We start from the raw sequence: 15,089 nt of genomic DNA, 5'->3' as shown, positions 1-15,089 counted from the left end.
ACGGGAATTACTAGATGTAGGAAACGAATCATCCTCAGGCACTACATATGGTGGTCACAACGTGATAGAGTGAATCTTGTCATCAAGAATGACATCCATGTGATTCGCCGTTCCCGGCATGGAATTCGGGAACGCCAAAGCAACTGCACATGAGCAAACGTATGACGACCGTATGAGGAGTGACGATGGATACTGAGGTCATGACCGATAGCGTGAAGGAGCGTGGCATTTCGGATCGCGATGCTGTCGACGGCATTCTGGTCGAGAAGCGCGACGGCCGGATCGTCGATTTTGATCCCGTCAACATCATGAACGCCATCGAGGCTGCCTTCAAGGACGTCAAGCACGAGGTCAGTCCTGAGGATCGTCAGCAGATCCGGGGTATGGCCCTGACCGTTCAGTCCGAGATCACCGATCGCTACACCAACCCGGTCAAGATCGAGGACATCCAGACCCTGGTCGAGCACGCGCTGGTCAATGCCCACCTCTACGAGATCGCTCGCTCCTATACCTCCTACCGTCTCGACCGTGACATTCAGCGGGCCAAGGCCACGGATGTCAACGAGGCTGTTCACCGTCTGACCAGCAAGGACGAGACCCTGGTGCGCGAGAACGCCAACAAGGATGCCAACGTCTACGCAACTCAGCGCGACCTGCTGGCCGGCGCGGTCTCCAAGGCTTCGGCCTTCGCCATGCTGCCCAAGGATGTCTCCAATGCCCATATGAAGGGTGACATTCACTTCCACGACGCGGACTACTCGCCTTTTACGGCCGAGACCAACTGCTCCCTGCCTGACTTCGGCGACATGCTGGCCCACGGTTTCGAACTGGGCAACGCCATGATGGACTCGCCCAAGTCCATCGGCACGGCCGCCACGCAGATCACCCAGATCATCAAGGACATCGCCGGCTCCCAGTACGGCGGCCAGACGGTCAACCGTTGCGACGAGATGCTGGACAGGTATGCGCGTCTGGACTACAAGAAGAACTATTCCATGGCTGAGGCCGTCCTGCCGGACGAGGAGCCCATCGATGTGGCCAAGGATGTCGTCCGCGGCCTCAAGGCTCGGGAGGCTGACTGGCTCCACCTGGATGATCGTGCCCCTATCGGCGAGGACGCCCCCTTCGACCTGGACGCTCCGCAGATTGTTCGGTTGCGCCAGGTCTATGCCAAGATCCTGACCCGCAAGAACATCTACGATGCCATGCAGACCATGGAGTACCAGATCAACTCCAACCGTGTCTCCAATGGCCAGACGCCCTTCGTCACTGTGGGCTTCGGCCTGGGCACCTCCTGGTTCGCCAGGGAGATTCAGCGGGCCATCTTCCTGATCCGTATCCGCGGGCTGGGCAAGGACCGCCACACCGCCATCTTCCCCAAGCTGGTCTTCACCATCAAGCATGGTCTCAATGCGGACGAGGGCGATCCCAACTACGACATGAAGCAGCTGGCCCTGGAGTGCTCGACCAAGCGTATGTACCCTGACGTGGTCTTCTACGAGAACCTGATCAAGATCACCGGCTCCTTCAAGGCCCCCATGGGCTGCCGTTCCTTCCTGCAGGCCTGGACCAACCCCGAGACGGGCGAGGACGAGGAGGACGGCCGCATGAACCTGGGTGTCGTCACCGTCAACATCCCCCGCATCGCTCTTGAGTCCCGCGGCGACAAGGATCGCTTCTGGAAGATATTCGACCAGCGCATGGAGGTGGCCCACCACGCCCTGCAGTTCCGCATCATGCGCTGCAAGCAGGCCACGCCCATCAACGCTCCCACCCTCTACCAGTACGGCGCCTTCGGCAGGCTGAAGCCGACCGACAGTGTAGATACCCTCTTCCGCAACAGCCGCGCCACCGTTTCGCTGGGTTACATCGGCCTCTATGAGGCCACCAGCGTCTTCTACGGCAAGGACTGGATGAAGGACCACTCCTGGGATCCGGAGGGCAAGGAATTCGCCCTGAGCATCGTGCGTCGGATGAATCAGCTCTGCAAGCAGTGGGAGAAGGCTGAGGGATACCACTACTCGGTCTACTCCACCCCGGCCGAGTCCTTGACTGACCGCTTCGCCCGGATGGACAAGGAGAAGTTCGGCGTAGTCGACGGCGTGACCGACCACGACTTCTACACCAACAGCTTCCACTACCCGGTCTGGCTGCGGCCCACGCCCATGGAGAAGCTCAGCTACGAGCGGGACTTCCCCTATCTGGCCTCGGGCGGATTCATCAACTACTGCGAGTTCCCCTCCATGCAGCAGAACCCCAAGGCCCTGGAGGCTGTATGGGACTACGCCTACGACATCGGCATCGGTTACCTGGGTACCAACACCCCCATCGATCACTGCTTCGTCTGCGGCTACGAGGGTGACTTCGAGCCCACCGAGGAGGGCTTCAAGTGCCCCGAGTGCGGCAACGACGATCCTGATAAGTGCAACGTGACCAAGCGCACCTGCGGTTACCTGGGCAACCCCGTCCAGCGGCCTATGGTCCACGGCAGGCACGAGGAGATCGCCCACCGTGTCAAGCATATGGAGGGCGAGACCGGCCACGTGGTCCTCAAGGACGGATCCACCAAGGAGTGGTTCGACGACAAGGCCGAATAGGCTCTGACAAGACGCAGTTAATGGCGGGCCGGGTAGTTTGCGGCCCGCCATTGTCATGAGGAGGACCAGATGACGGACAAACAGGGAAGCATGAGAAAGACGGGTGGCCACCGTGACTTCGCTGCTGATGAGCAGGGGCGTGGTCCGGGGGTTCCCTCTGCGCTGACCAACAATCCCAAGGCCGGCCAGTGGGACGGTCGCCGACTCAGTCGGGGAATCGTGGCGGACTACAAGCGTCTGGTCATGACCGACGGCGAGGGGATCCGCTGCTCCCTCTACGTCAGTGGCTGCCCCTTCCGCTGCCAGGGGTGCTACAACGCTTCCATCTGGGACTTCGGCGCCGGGCATCCCTATACCCGGGAGCTTGAGGACCAGATCATCAAGGACCTGTCGCTGTCCTACGTGCAGGGCATCACCTATCTGGGCGGGGAGCCTCTGCTCAACACCCCCATGCTGCTCGGCCTTTCAGAGCGAATCCGGCGCGAGTTCGGCCACGAGAAGGATATCTGGTGCTGGACCGGCTACACCTGGGAGGAGCTGAACCGGCCGGGGGAGACCCCGGACAAGGCCCAGCTGATCTCCTACCTTGACGTGCTGGTGGACGGACGCTACTTGGAGAATCGTAAGAACAGCCTGCTCCAGTTCCGGGGCTCGGACAACCAGCGGATCATCGACGTGCCGCGTTCCCTGGAGCAGGGCCGGGTGGTCATCTGGCCCAAACTGCACGACCAGACCAGGTTTATTCCGGAGACCTACAGCAAGGATCGGCAGCAGGAGCAGCAGCGGGGCTGATACCGGCTCCACCTCTGAATTGGTCTACGTCGCCTTACCGGGGCACAATGGGAGTCATGACTGATGAGCATGATCACGACGCCAAACCCGACCTGCCCAAGAACCTGAGGGTCCGCTTCTGCCCTTCGCCGACCGGCACCCCGCATGTGGGCATGGTCCGAACCGCACTCTTCAACTGGGCCCAGGCCCGGCACTCGCATGGTACCTTCGTCTTCCGCATCGAGGACACCGATGCCCAGCGCGACAGCGAGGAGAGCTACCAGCAGATTCTGGAGGCCCTCAAGTGGCTGGGGTTGGACTGGGATGAGGGTGTGGAGGTCGGCGGCCCTGACGGCCCCTACCGGCAGTCCGAGCGCGGCGATATCTACCGCGATGTGGCCCGGCAGCTTCTGGATGCCGGCTACGCCTATGAGTCCTACTCCACCGCTGAGGAGATCAAGGAGCGCAACCTGGCCGCCGGCCGTCCTGCCGCTTTCGGCTATGACGGCTACGACCGCGACCTGAGTGACGAACAGCGTCAGGCCTTCCGTGATCAGGGCCGCCGTCCTGCCCTGCGCATCCGCATGCCCGACGAGGACATCGCCTTTGACGACCTGATTCGCGGGCATATCGAGTTCAAGGCCGGGTCCGTGCCCGACTATGTGATCGTGCGCCCCAACGGCGATCCCCTTTACACTCTGACCAACCCGGTGGATGATGCCCTGATGCGCATCAACGTGGTCCTGCGCGGTGAGGATCTGCTCAGCTCCACCCCCCGACAGATAGTCCTCTACCGGTACCTGATGAAGCTGGGCATAGCCCGGGCCATGCCCCTGTTCGGGCACCTGCCCTACGTCATGGGCCAGGGCAAGAAGAAGCTGTCCAAACGTGACCCGGAGTCCAACCTCTTCCTGCACCGGGAGCACGGCTTTATTCCCGAGGGCCTGCTCAACTATCTGGCCCTGCTGGGCTGGTCCATCGGCCCGGACCGGGATGTCTTCTCCATGGATGAGATGGTTGAGCACTTCGACATCCGCGATGTCAAGGCCAATCCCGCCCACTTCGATATCGACAAGGCCGTGGCCATCAACGCCGAGCACATCCGCATGCTGGAGCCGCAGGACTTCCTGAATCGCTCCCTGCCCTACCTCAAGCGTGACGGGCTGGTGAGTGCCGAGTGCTGGCAGGACCTGAGCGATAGGGAGCAGCGGATTCTGAGCGCTGCCGCCCCGCTGGTCCAGCCTCGTGTGCGTCTGTTGGGCGAGGTCTCCGGCATGGTGGGGAGTCTGCTCAGCCAGGATGATTACCTGGAACCCGAGCCGGACGCCCGCAAACAGCTCAAGGACTCGGCCGGGCAGGTCCTGGACCTGGCTATTGCCGCCCTGCAGGATGTGTCAGACCAGGACTGGAAGACCGATCACCTGCACGACCTGCTCACTCAGGCGCTGGTGGATGAGGGAGGCTATAAGCCCCGACTGGCCTTCGGTCCGGTCAGGGTGGCGGTCTCGGGAAGGCGCGTCTCGCCGCCCCTGTTCGAGTCCCTGGAGATTCTGGGCAAAGGTACAACACTCCGAAGGATGGCCAACTTGCGCCAAAACCTCTAAGCGGGTATATTTCTTTTTTGTTGTGCTACTGACCTGCTGAACCGGGTTCGTACGCGGCGAAAAGTGAAGCCCCCGTCGTCTAGCGGTCTAGGACTACGCCCTCTCACGGCGCCAACACCGGTCCAAATCCGGTCGGGGGTACGACATGTGGCAACCGTCCAAGCGGTTGTCGCACAGCCAATTGGGGTATGGTGTAATTGGCAACACAGGTGATTCTGGTTCATCCATTCTTGGTTCGAGTCCAGGTACCCCAGCGGTAGGGACATAAGGTCTCAAGGAGCGGAATGCCGACACGGTGTTCCGCTCTTCTTGTTTACGCATTACCATGGATTGCAGGAATGCTTCTGTCCTGCAAAGCGGCGGACGGAGGCGTCCACGAGAGTTGTTCACGGTGTGAGCAAGCAAACAAAAAGAGGAGGCCCGGCAGACTGTTATGTCAGAGTTTCCGATGATGGAATCTGATACGTTGAGCATAGAAGCTTGAGTGATGAACCCAATCATCGGCTGATCGGGCAACATCACCCGGTATATGAATCATTGTACGATTTTTTCGGTAAAGGTGTGTGATTATGACGACAATCATGGTGTTGGGAGCTGGTTACGCGGGTCTTCGCGTGGTCAAGAAGCTGGCTCATGCAAAGACTGATGCCCATATAGTCCTGGTCAATAAGAACGAGTACCACTACGAGTCCACTCAGCTGCACCAGGTGGCTGCGGGAACCAAGGAGCCGGCGGACGTGGTCTTCGACCTGCGCAAGTCCCTGCCCGATTCAGTGGAGCTGATTGTCGACAAGGTGGTCGGCATCGATCAGGACAACCGCCGGGTCAGCCTGGAGCATCACGATCCTCTGTCCTATGATTACCTGATCAACGCCCTTGGCTTCGAGTCCGAAACCTTCGGCATCAAGGGTGCCGATGAGTATGGATGGCCGCTCGTCGACGTGGACACCGCCTTGGCGGCCCGCAAGAAGCTGGAAGAGACGCTGGCCCGCTACCAGACCAGCCATGATCCGCTGGATCTGAGCATCGTTGTCTGCGGCGCTGGCTTCACCAGCATCGAGTACCTGGGCGAATTGGTCTACCGTCTGCCTCAACTCTCGAAGCGCCTGGGCTTCCCCATGGATCAGGTCAAGGTGGATTGCATTGAGGCCTCGCCCAAGATCCTGCCCATGTTCAGCAAGGACCTGGTCGACTGGGCTGTGGATTACCTGCGCAAGCGGGGAGTCAACTTCCACACCTCCACCCCCATTACCGAGGTCAGGCAGGATGCCGTGGTCTCCAATGATCAGGAGTTCAAGGCCCATACGATCATTTGGACAACGGGTGTGCGTGGTAGCCACGTTATTGCCGATTCCGGGTATAATCAGAAGCGTAACCGTGTAGTGGTCAGGGATGACCTGTCGGTCGAGCAGCATCCAGAGGAGTTCCTGGTGGGTGATGTCAGTGCCGTTCCCGACCCCCAATCGGGTCGGCTCTACCCGACCACTGCGCAGATTTCGATGGCCCAGGCTGATACCGCGGCCGCGAATGTCCTCGCCAGAATGCGGGGGCAGGAGCCCCAGCGGTTCACCTTCCGAAGCCTAGGGACCGTGTGCTCCCTTGGCCCCCACGCCGGGGTTGCCGAAATCGACCGAATGGGGACGCTGAAGCTCAAGGGCAAGATAGTCTCGGTCGTTAAGTGGATCGTCAACGAGCGGTCGGTCCTGGAGTTGGCCAACGTGCGTACCATGTTGGAGAGCAACTGAACCAGCGTCTTAAAGACGCCAGGGGCTAGAGGCGATGAGAGAGGAGGACGGACATGGTCAATGCCATGAGGATGTCGCGACATTGTTCTTCGATGGGGGGCCTGTTCGTCCTGCCCTCGCCTCGCCCCGGTTCGTCCTTGCCGACGATGGCCGTCGACCCTGTGTTCATTAAGATTATCGACTACCTCCTGCTCTTCCTCCTCCCGGTGGAAGACACGGTCTGCCGCTCCAGTGGGGCGGATATCTGGAGTGCTCACAGCCTGGGCGAAGATTCCCGGGCCTGTGCGCGGATTGGCAGGAGCGAGAGGAGAGTGGCATTAGCATGAGTTTTCTACAAGGTTTGTGGTTCTTTGTCATCGGCCTGCTTTTTGCAGGATTCCTTCTGCTTGAAGGGTTCGACTTCGGCGTTGGCATGGCTACCAGGTTCGTGGCCCGTGACGGTGATGAGCGCGCCACCTTCATGAGGGCCATCGGCCCCCACTGGGATGGCAACGAGGTCTGGCTGATTACCGCCGGTGGCGCTATGTTTGCTGCTTTCCCGCTCTGGTACGCCTCTCTCTTCTCTGGGTATTATCTTCTGCTCTTCCTGGTGCTCGTCTCCCTGATTCTGCGTGGTGTCTCTTTCGAGTTCGCCTCCCACGCGCTGACCAGCCGTGAGCGTGGCGTCTGGCAGTGGGCCAACTTCATCGGCTCGCTCTTCGCGCCACTCTTCCTGGGCATGATGCTGACCAGCCTGATTCAGGGCATTCCCATGGATAAGAACGGCGATGCCTGGCCCGGGTTCTTCGACGTGTTCAACTGGTTGTCCGTGGTCGGCGGCATCGCTGTCGTCTTCTTCAGCTTCGTTCATGGCCTGCACTTCCTGAGCCTGAAGCTGGGCGCCATGGATTCCCGCCGGATGCTCAACGTCAGCGAGAAGGCTTACTGGATCGCCTATCCGGCCCTGATTGTCTTCGTGCTCCTGGCCATCTTCAACACCGACTTCTACAAGGCACGCCCCCTGTCCACCTGGCTGATCACCGTCATCATCCTGGCGTCGGTTATCGGAGGTCACGTTGCCGTCTTCAAGAAGCGCGGCGGCTACGCCTTTACCTGCTCGGGCATCACCCTCATGGCCATTATCGCCTTTATCTTCAACGGGCTCTTCCCGCGGGTGATGATCGCTGACGATCCGGCTCACAACCTGCTGATCCAGGATGCCTCGGCATCGCCGCTGACCATGAAGATCATGACCGTGGTGCTTTGCATCTTCCTGCCCATCATGCTGGCCTACTTCATCTGGAGCTACTTCATCCAGCGCAAGCGGCTGGACACCGATGGTGCCCACCTGGCTTCGCCTGTGGGCCCTTCGGCCACCGTGGCTGAGACCGTCTGAAAATTGAAGGAGGCAGGGGGGCAGTGCTGACAGGACCGGAGCGCATCCGGAGGATAATGCATTGATTGACAAAAATCTCTTCCGTTTCGACGGAGTCCGGTTCACCTTGGGCCTGCTGGCCGCACTGTCCCTGGTCCAGGGAATAGGCGTGGTGGTTCAGGCCTATGGATTGACCCTGGCCCTGGTGCGTATCTGGCGCCTTAAGAATTTGAAGGTGCTGGTGGTGCCGGTACTGATTTTTCTGGCCGCCTACACCTGTCGACAGCTCTGTGATGTGGCCAAGGATCGTATCGCAACCGACCGTGCCGATGCCATCGTAGCCGAGCTGCGGCCCCGTATTCAGGACAAGGTCTTCTCGCTGGGGCCGTCGGCTCTGGCTCGGCGTGGCACGGGCTCGGCCGTCACCATGCTGGTGGATGGGCTTGACCAGGTGCGTACCTACGTGCTGACGGTTCTGCCCAAGATGATGGATCTCATCTTCATCCCGCTGATTGTCTTGGTCGTGGTCTGGACCCAGGATGCAGGTTCCGGGCTCATTCTCCTGCTCATGTTGCCCCTGCTCATCTTCTTCATGGTCATTCTGGGTCTGGCGGCCAGGGATCGCTCCAGTCGGCAGTACGCTCAGTTCCGAAAGCTCAACACCCGATTCATGGATACGGTCCTGGGCTTGCCGACATTGAAGATGCTGGGCATTGACAAGGAATACGAGGACGAGATCTATTCGGTCTCGGACCGCTTCCGCAAGAGGACCATGAGCGTTATCAGGGTGGCCATGACCTCCACCTTCGCTCTGGACTTCTTCGCCACCTTGGCCATCGCCATCATGGCCGTCTTCCTGGGCAACAATCTGATCAACGCCAAGGTGGAGCTCTTCCCAGCCCTGCTGGCCCTGATTCTGGCCCCTGAGTACTTCATGCCCATCCGGCAGTTCGGGGACGACTTCCACGCCACGCTGAACGGCAAGAACGCCTTGGACGACATCGCGGACATGCTGGCGCAACCAGAGCCCAAACGTTTGGAGGAACTGGACTGGTCCGGGTGGAAGGAAGACAGCCACCTGCGCCTGGAAGGAATCGACTTCGCCTATCCTGGCCCCAAACCGGTGGAGAGCACTGCTTCAGCCGGGGCGCAGATGGATGCCATGGCCAAGTCCGAGAGCCAAAAGTCCGGCAAGAAGGGCAGCAAACGCAAGGCAACCAAGGTTCATCACGGTAATGGGGGAGCGGTCTCGGCTGAGGTCGGTTCCGCGGCATCGCAGGGAACCGGAGCCGAGGCAGCCGTGGATTCTCAGGAGCAGCCTCTGGCCCTGAACGGTCTGGACTTCAACCTGCACGGTTTTTCCAAGGTGGCCATTGTGGGTCGTTCCGGAGCCGGCAAGTCCACGCTGATGGATCTGCTGGCTGGCTTTGACCAGCCCAAGGCAGGCACCATCGACCTGGATGGTCATCAGCTGGAGCACTGCAATGTGGCTGCCTGGCAGCGGCACATCAGCTACATTCCGCAGAACCCCTTCATCTTCCACGGCACAGTGGCCGACAACATCCGCTTTTACAACCTGGAAGCAGACGATGCTCAAGTGGCCCGTGCAGCCGATCGGGCTGGACTGACCGACTGGCTGAACACATTGCCCGACGGTTTGAACACCCAAATCGGGGAGGGCAACCGTGGCATCAGCGGTGGCCAGGCACAGCGAATCGCCCTGGCCAGGGGCATCCTGGATCCCTCGCGCGAGATTCTGTTCTTTGACGAGCCCACAGCCCACCTGGACATCGAGACCGAATACGACCTGAAACAGACCCTGCTGCCCATCATGGACGGGCATCTGGTCGTCCTGGCCACCCACCGGCTGCACTGGCTGGCCAACATGGACTGGGTGATCATGCTGGAGCATGGACGAATTGTGGCCCAGGGCAATCCGCAAGAGCTGATTGGTCAGGGCGGACCCCTGGATGCATTGATCGATGAGATGGGAGGGAACCAGATTGCCGACTACCAGCAGGACTGAAACCGCCGGAAGAGGTGGCATGGGATCGTCGAAGACCTCCCGCCGCGGCCGTGGGCTGTCAGGCTACATGCATATCTGGCACCGGGACCATTGGTTCTGGCCCTACCTGCGTGAGAACAAGGGGCTGCTTGCCCTGATCTTCTTCCTGGGAACCGTTACCTTCGTGTGCGCGGCCGGACTGATGTTCACATCGGGATTCCTGATCAGCAGGTCGGCCCGTCATCCCTTCAACATCTTCGCCGTATACGTGCCGGTGGTCCTGACCAGGGCCTTCGGCATCGGACGACCCACATTCAAGTACATGGAGCGCATCAAGAGCCATGACTGGGTGCTCCGAGTGGTTTCCAAGCTGCGGGTTCAGCTCTACCGCACCCTCTCGCAGGACGCGGCTTTCCTGAACGAGCATGAGCGCACAGGCACGGTCCTGGGCATGCTCTCGGACGACCTGGACCATCTGGAGAACTTCTACCTGCGCACCATTTTCCCTACGGTCGTGGCCTACATGATGTGGGTGGTGGTCACCATCGCCGTAGGCGTCTTCTCCTGGCTGACCTCGCTCCTGCTCTTCCTGCTTTTCGCTTTGATTCTGATTTTGGTCCCGCTGGTGTCGCTGGCTTATTCAGACGGACGTTACGACAGGGAGAAGGCACGGCGGCAGGACCAGTACACTGCAGTGACCGAGAGCTACATGGGCCTGGGGGATTGGGTGATTACCCGCCGTCGGCGGCGCTTCGTGGATACGGCGTCCGGCGACTTCAACGACATCGCCACCGGCCGCAGAGAGCAGAAGCGGTTTGAACGCTGGCGCAACTGTGGCATCCAGATGATTTTCGCCCTCATGGTGGTGGCTCTGATCGTTGGAGCGGATCTGCGCATGACCAGCTCCACCTCCATTGCGGACTTTGCGGCAGCCGTGGTCCTGGCGGTGTTCCCGCTGGTCGACTGCTTCATTGTGGTCTCCCAGGCTGTGGCTGAGGTTCCCCTATACACAGACTCCCTGGACCACCTGAATGATCTGACCGAGCGCGTCGAGTCCCGGCGGGTTGAGCCGAGTGCCCAGACCAGGCTGGAGGGGCCGATCAAGTCAATCGTCTTCGACCATGTCAGCTTCTCCTATGGTCCTGATGACCCCCTGCTGCTGGACGACTTCAGCCTGAGAATCGAGGGTGGGCAACGGGTGGCTCTGCTCGGTCCCAGCGGCGAGGGCAAGACGACGGTCCTTCAGCTGCTCCTGGGAGACCTGCGCCCAACCAGCGGCCGCATCCTGATCAACGGAATACCGGTCGATGCCTTGCAGGATCAGCGTCCTGAGCTCTTTGGCTACCTGAACCAGCAGGCCTTCCTCTTCAACACCACCATCGCCTCCAACGTGCGTCTGGGCGCTCCACAGGCCGATGATGATCAGGTTCGCCAGGCCTTGAAGGCTGTACAGCTGGATCAGGTCGTGGATGACATGCCCCAGGGAATCGACACGCCGGTGGATGAGGCCGGCGGCCGACTTTCAGGCGGTCAGCGCCAGCGTCTGGCCTTGGCCAGGATCGTGCTCAAGCACACCCCGATCATCCTTCTGGACGAGCCCACCATCGGTCTGGATCCTATAACCGAGCGGCGGCTCATGGCCATGATCTTCAAGGTCAGCCAGGATCGCACCCTTCTTTGGGTGACCCACCACCTTCAGGGGCTGGAGGAGGCCGATCAGGTTATATTCATGCAGGATGGTCATATAGCCATGCAGGGTCGGCCTGCTGATTTGTACCATGAGAACGCCCGTTTCCGTGAGCTTTATCGCATGGACGTCTCGGACGTGGACAATGGTACCGGTCAAGGGATATACTTAAAGAAGCAGTCAGATTCAGATGGACGGAACCCTGTTGAATGACCATCAGGCTGTTTCCCGAGCAATGAATTTTGCACGGTTGCCGGGTTGCCGATCTTTGCGGATGGCTTCCCGGCGGGTCACCGTGCGCCGTCGGTTCATGGACAGGACGACATGGAAACCGGAGCCCGCGGAAGCGACCAGGTCGCGAAGTCGGGGAGAGCTGAGAGGTTCTCGTAGGCATAAGCCTGGTCATATCTGAATCCGTCCGGATTCGACCCGTGTACCCGCGCCCGACGAACCCTGCAGAGATTGGGAGGAACGATGTTCACTGTATTGGGATTGTCTAGATTCCAGTTCGCCATGACGACGATATTCCACTTCTTCTATGTCCCTATGACCATCGGTCTGGCCCTGGCGGTCGCCATCATGGAGACCACCTATGTGGTGACCAAGAAGGATGTCTACAAGAAGATGACCATGTTCTGGTCCAAGATCTTCCTGCTCTCCTTTGCGGTAGGCGTGGTCACGGGCATCATCCAGGAGTTCCAGTTCGGCATGAACTGGTCCAACTACTCCAGATTCATGGGTGACATCTTCGGCGCCCCCCTGGCCATCGAAGCCCTGCTGGCATTCTTCCTGGAGTCCACTTTCATCGGCGTGTGGATGTTCACCTGGAATAGGTTCAAGCCGGCCGTGCATGTGATCTTCATCTGGCTGACCTTCCTGGGTTCCTCCATGTCGGCCATCTGGATTCTGGCTGCCAACAGCTTCATGCAGCACCCGGTTGGCTTCGAGATCAACCAGGCCACTGGTCATGTGCGACTGCGCAGCTTTGGCGACGTTATGGCAAATCCTCAGCTGTGGATCGAGTTCCCCCACGTCTTCTTCGCCGCCGTCTGCACAGGGGCCTTCGTGGTCATGGGCTGCAGCGCCTTCAGCCTGCTGAGAATGCACATGGGGAACAAGGATCAGGCCGTGGCTGCTGTCGAGGCCGACTCCGAGAAGCAGGCCAAGGTCAACCTGTTCACCAAGTCCATCCGTCTGGCCGCCCTGCTCGGGCTCATCGGTTCCATCTGCGTGATCACCTACGGTGATTTGCAAGGCAAGTTCATTGTGACCGATCAGCCTATGAAACTGGCTGCCACCGAGGCCATCTACGAGGATACCGGTGATCCCGCCCCTTGGAATGCCGTGGCTCTGATCAATGAGAAGGACCATAAGATTGAGGGGTCCGTCGAGATTCCCGGAGCTATGTCGCAGCTGGCTTACGGCAAGAAAACAGGCGCCGTCAAGGGCATGAACACCGTGAACAAGGAGCTGCACGAGAAGTACGATGCCAAGTACGGCAAGGATATGAACTACTACGTGCCAGTCACCACCCTGTTCTGGGTCTTCCGCCTGATGGTCGGGATCGGGTTTGCCTTTGCCCTGATATCCGCATTGGTGCTCTGGTTCACACGTAAGAAGAAGAACACGCTCTTTACCACGCGTTGGAAGCTCTGGATCATGGGTATCTTCACCTTTGCTCCATTTGCTGCGACGACCAGCGGCTGGCTGGTGACCGAGCTAGGACGCTATCCGTGGCTGGTCTATGGTTACCAGACCATCGCCGATGGGGTTTCGCCCACCAGCACGGTGCCGAACCTGCTCTTCACCTGCATTGTCTACTTCCTGCTCTTCCTGGTTCTGGGCGGAGTCATGGTCTTCTACACCAGGAGGACCCTGCACCAAGGACCCTTCTACAAGCCGGATGACGGTAATGGGCCGCAGCCTGCCAAGGTGCATGGTGCACCGGCTCGGGTGGCCCTGGCCTGATGGTCGACTGATTTCAAACCCTTCCTTCCCCTTCGGTAAATCCCCCGCTTCGGACCGCATGGTTCGGAGCGGGGGATTTGCTGTCATGGGATGTTTGCTGTCAGCGGCAGCCGGCGGGGGTGAGATTCAGAAAAGAGAGCCATGCAGAGAATGAAGCGACAGATATGACGGATGTTCGGCCCGCGGCCAATACGAGGCTGGTCTCGCTCGCTCTGATTATGTTGCTTTGGTTCCGTCGCGCCGATTCGGTCAGACCTGAGCAGTCAGTTTGCTCACAATACGCTGCAGTAAGCTGCGTATGCCCTCAGACATGGGGGAATCCTCCAGGCTGTCTGAAGCCCGCCGCAGATAGTCTTTGGCGGTTTGACGGCTGCTTTCCATCAACTGGGGATGTGCTCTGAGGTAGTCGACCACCAGGTTGGGATCATCCTGCTGGACCAGGGCTCTGAAGTTCTCATCCTCCTGGAATCCCAGCAGAACCGGCAGAGTGTATATTCCGTCGCGAATGTCCTCCAGTTTGGGCTTGCCGGTGTCACGGTCCAGATCAAAATCGTTGATGTCGTCGATGATCTGGAAAGCCATGCCCAGATTGCCGCCGAAGTCTCTGGCGGTCCGCTCCAAGGCCGGGTCAGTTGGCTGGTCATCGAGGCGGATCCCGGTCAGGCAGGCCAGTCGGAAGAGGGCTGCGGTCTTGCCGGAGATGGCTCGGTCGTAATCGTCAATGGTGATGTGGGTATGGTGGCGTTCGGACTCCTGGTAGAGTTCGCCGCCCACAATCTCGCAGACCGTGCCGGCCTGCTCGCGGATAAAGCCTGTGTCAGGGGCGATGGAGGCCATGATCTCCATGTAGCGCGAAAGGATCAGATCACCCAGATAGATGGCTGCCTTGTTGCCCCGGATGGTGTGGACCGTGGGCTTGTTGCGGCGGATGGGGGCGTTGTCCAGAACGTCGTCGTGGACCAAGGTAGCCAGATGAAGCATCTCGATGGCGGCGGCGCCGGTGATGACGGTGTCGTTCAGCTGCCCTCCGGTCCGTGCTCCGGCCCGGGCAAAGAGGACCACCATGGCGGCGCGAATCATCTTGCCGTGGTTGTCCAGCAGTCGACGGTAATCCTCCTGATAGGGGGCCACATGGGTACGTTCCTGGTGCAGGCGGTCAACGACCCGCTCAAGATCCTTGCGCAACAGGAGCTCTTGTCCTTCTGCCATGGAGGTACGCTCCCTCTATCTCGTTAAGAACCGCAACGTATCCAATATACCAAGACCGGGGCCAGCCCTGAAGATTGTCGGCCCGGTCCTGGCTGTCGTCGTACCCACTGTGGTCAAGCTAACATCGGGTGTCGGCCTGGATTCCATTC

9 protein-coding genes and 2 tRNA genes are annotated in these 15,089 nt (G+C 59.8%); 10 read left to right on the top strand and 1 reads right to left on the bottom strand.

Annotated features, from left to right (window positions below):
• Positions 1-200 precede the first annotated feature (200 nt).
• The 10 genes from nrdD (at position 201) to GKC41_RS04855 (ending at position 13,731) form a co-directional block, all read left to right on the top strand.
• Positions 201-2,597, top strand: coding sequence for an anaerobic ribonucleoside-triphosphate reductase (nrdD, locus tag GKC41_RS04900; RefSeq protein ID WP_154313218.1), 2,397 nt, complete (start codon positions 201-203; stop codon positions 2,595-2,597).
• 69 nt (positions 2,598-2,666) lie between these two features.
• Positions 2,667-3,389: an anaerobic ribonucleoside-triphosphate reductase activating protein gene (gene nrdG, locus GKC41_RS04895; protein ID WP_154313217.1), complete on the top strand. Its 723-nt coding sequence runs from the start codon at positions 2,667-2,669 to the stop codon at positions 3,387-3,389.
• Positions 3,390-3,445: 56 nt separating this feature from the next.
• Entirely contained in the window at positions 3,446-4,972 is a 1,527-nt protein-coding gene (gene gltX, locus GKC41_RS04890) for a glutamate--tRNA ligase (protein ID WP_154313216.1), read from the top strand.
• Positions 4,973-5,040: 68 nt separating this feature from the next.
• A tRNA-Glu gene (locus GKC41_RS04885) sits at positions 5,041-5,113 on the top strand.
• A gap of 41 nt (positions 5,114-5,154) precedes the next feature.
• Positions 5,155-5,226 (top strand) — tRNA-Gln (locus GKC41_RS04880).
• Positions 5,227-5,541: 315 nt separating this feature from the next.
• A complete protein-coding gene (locus GKC41_RS04875) occupies positions 5,542-6,717 on the top strand; it encodes an NAD(P)/FAD-dependent oxidoreductase (RefSeq protein WP_154313215.1) in 1,176 nt (391 codons plus the stop codon).
• 322 nt (positions 6,718-7,039) lie between these two features.
• On the top strand, positions 7,040-8,092 hold the full coding sequence (gene cydB, locus GKC41_RS04870; RefSeq protein ID WP_154313214.1) for a cytochrome d ubiquinol oxidase subunit II: 1,053 nt from the start codon (positions 7,040-7,042) through the stop codon (positions 8,090-8,092).
• A gap of 61 nt (positions 8,093-8,153) precedes the next feature.
• Entirely contained in the window at positions 8,154-10,097 is a 1,944-nt protein-coding gene (locus tag GKC41_RS04865; RefSeq protein ID WP_229281636.1) for an ABC transporter ATP-binding protein/permease, read from the top strand.
• Between the two features lie 19 nt (positions 10,098-10,116).
• A complete protein-coding gene (gene cydC, locus GKC41_RS04860) occupies positions 10,117-11,976 on the top strand; it encodes a thiol reductant ABC exporter subunit CydC (RefSeq protein ID WP_154313213.1) in 1,860 nt (619 codons plus the stop codon).
• Between the two features lie 261 nt (positions 11,977-12,237).
• Positions 12,238-13,731, top strand: a complete 1,494-nt coding sequence (locus GKC41_RS04855) for a cytochrome ubiquinol oxidase subunit I (protein ID WP_154313212.1) — start codon at positions 12,238-12,240, stop codon at positions 13,729-13,731.
• A 249-nt stretch (positions 13,732-13,980) separates the two neighbouring features.
• On the opposite strand, the gene GKC41_RS04850 is transcribed toward GKC41_RS04855, so the two are convergent.
• A complete protein-coding gene (locus GKC41_RS04850) occupies positions 13,981-14,940 on the bottom strand; it encodes a polyprenyl synthetase family protein (protein ID WP_154313211.1) in 960 nt (319 codons plus the stop codon).
• Between the last annotated feature and the right edge of the window lie 149 nt (positions 14,941-15,089).

Source organism: Bifidobacterium asteroides, from assembly GCF_009683175.1.
GTDB classification, from domain to species: Bacteria; Actinomycetota; Actinomycetes; order Actinomycetales; family Bifidobacteriaceae; genus Bombiscardovia; species Bombiscardovia asteroides_H.
The sequence above is the reverse complement of the archived record's forward strand: the minus strand, read 5'-3'. Positions and strand labels throughout refer to the sequence as shown.

What these genes read in the sequence shown, in the direction of transcription:
- GKC41_RS04875 (WP_154313215.1), top strand. Translation starts at nt 5,542, where the DNA reads ATGACGACAATCATGGTGTTGGGAGCTGGTTACGCGGGTCTTCGCGTG.
- cydC (WP_154313213.1), top strand. Translation starts at nt 10,117, where the DNA reads ATGGGATCGTCGAAGACCTCCCGCCGCGGCCGTGGGCTGTCAGGCTAC.
- gltX (WP_154313216.1), top strand. Translation starts at nt 3,446, where the DNA reads ATGACTGATGAGCATGATCACGACGCCAAACCCGACCTGCCCAAGAAC.
- cydB (WP_154313214.1), top strand. Translation starts at nt 7,040, where the DNA reads ATGAGTTTTCTACAAGGTTTGTGGTTCTTTGTCATCGGCCTGCTTTTT.
- nrdG (WP_154313217.1), top strand. Translation starts at nt 2,667, where the DNA reads ATGACGGACAAACAGGGAAGCATGAGAAAGACGGGTGGCCACCGTGAC.
- nrdD (WP_154313218.1), top strand. Translation starts at nt 201, where the DNA reads ATGACCGATAGCGTGAAGGAGCGTGGCATTTCGGATCGCGATGCTGTC.
- GKC41_RS04855 (WP_154313212.1), top strand. Translation starts at nt 12,238, where the DNA reads ATGTTCACTGTATTGGGATTGTCTAGATTCCAGTTCGCCATGACGACG.
- GKC41_RS04850 (WP_154313211.1), bottom strand. Translation starts at nt 14,940, where the DNA reads ATGGCAGAAGGACAAGAGCTCCTGTTGCGCAAGGATCTTGAGCGGGTC.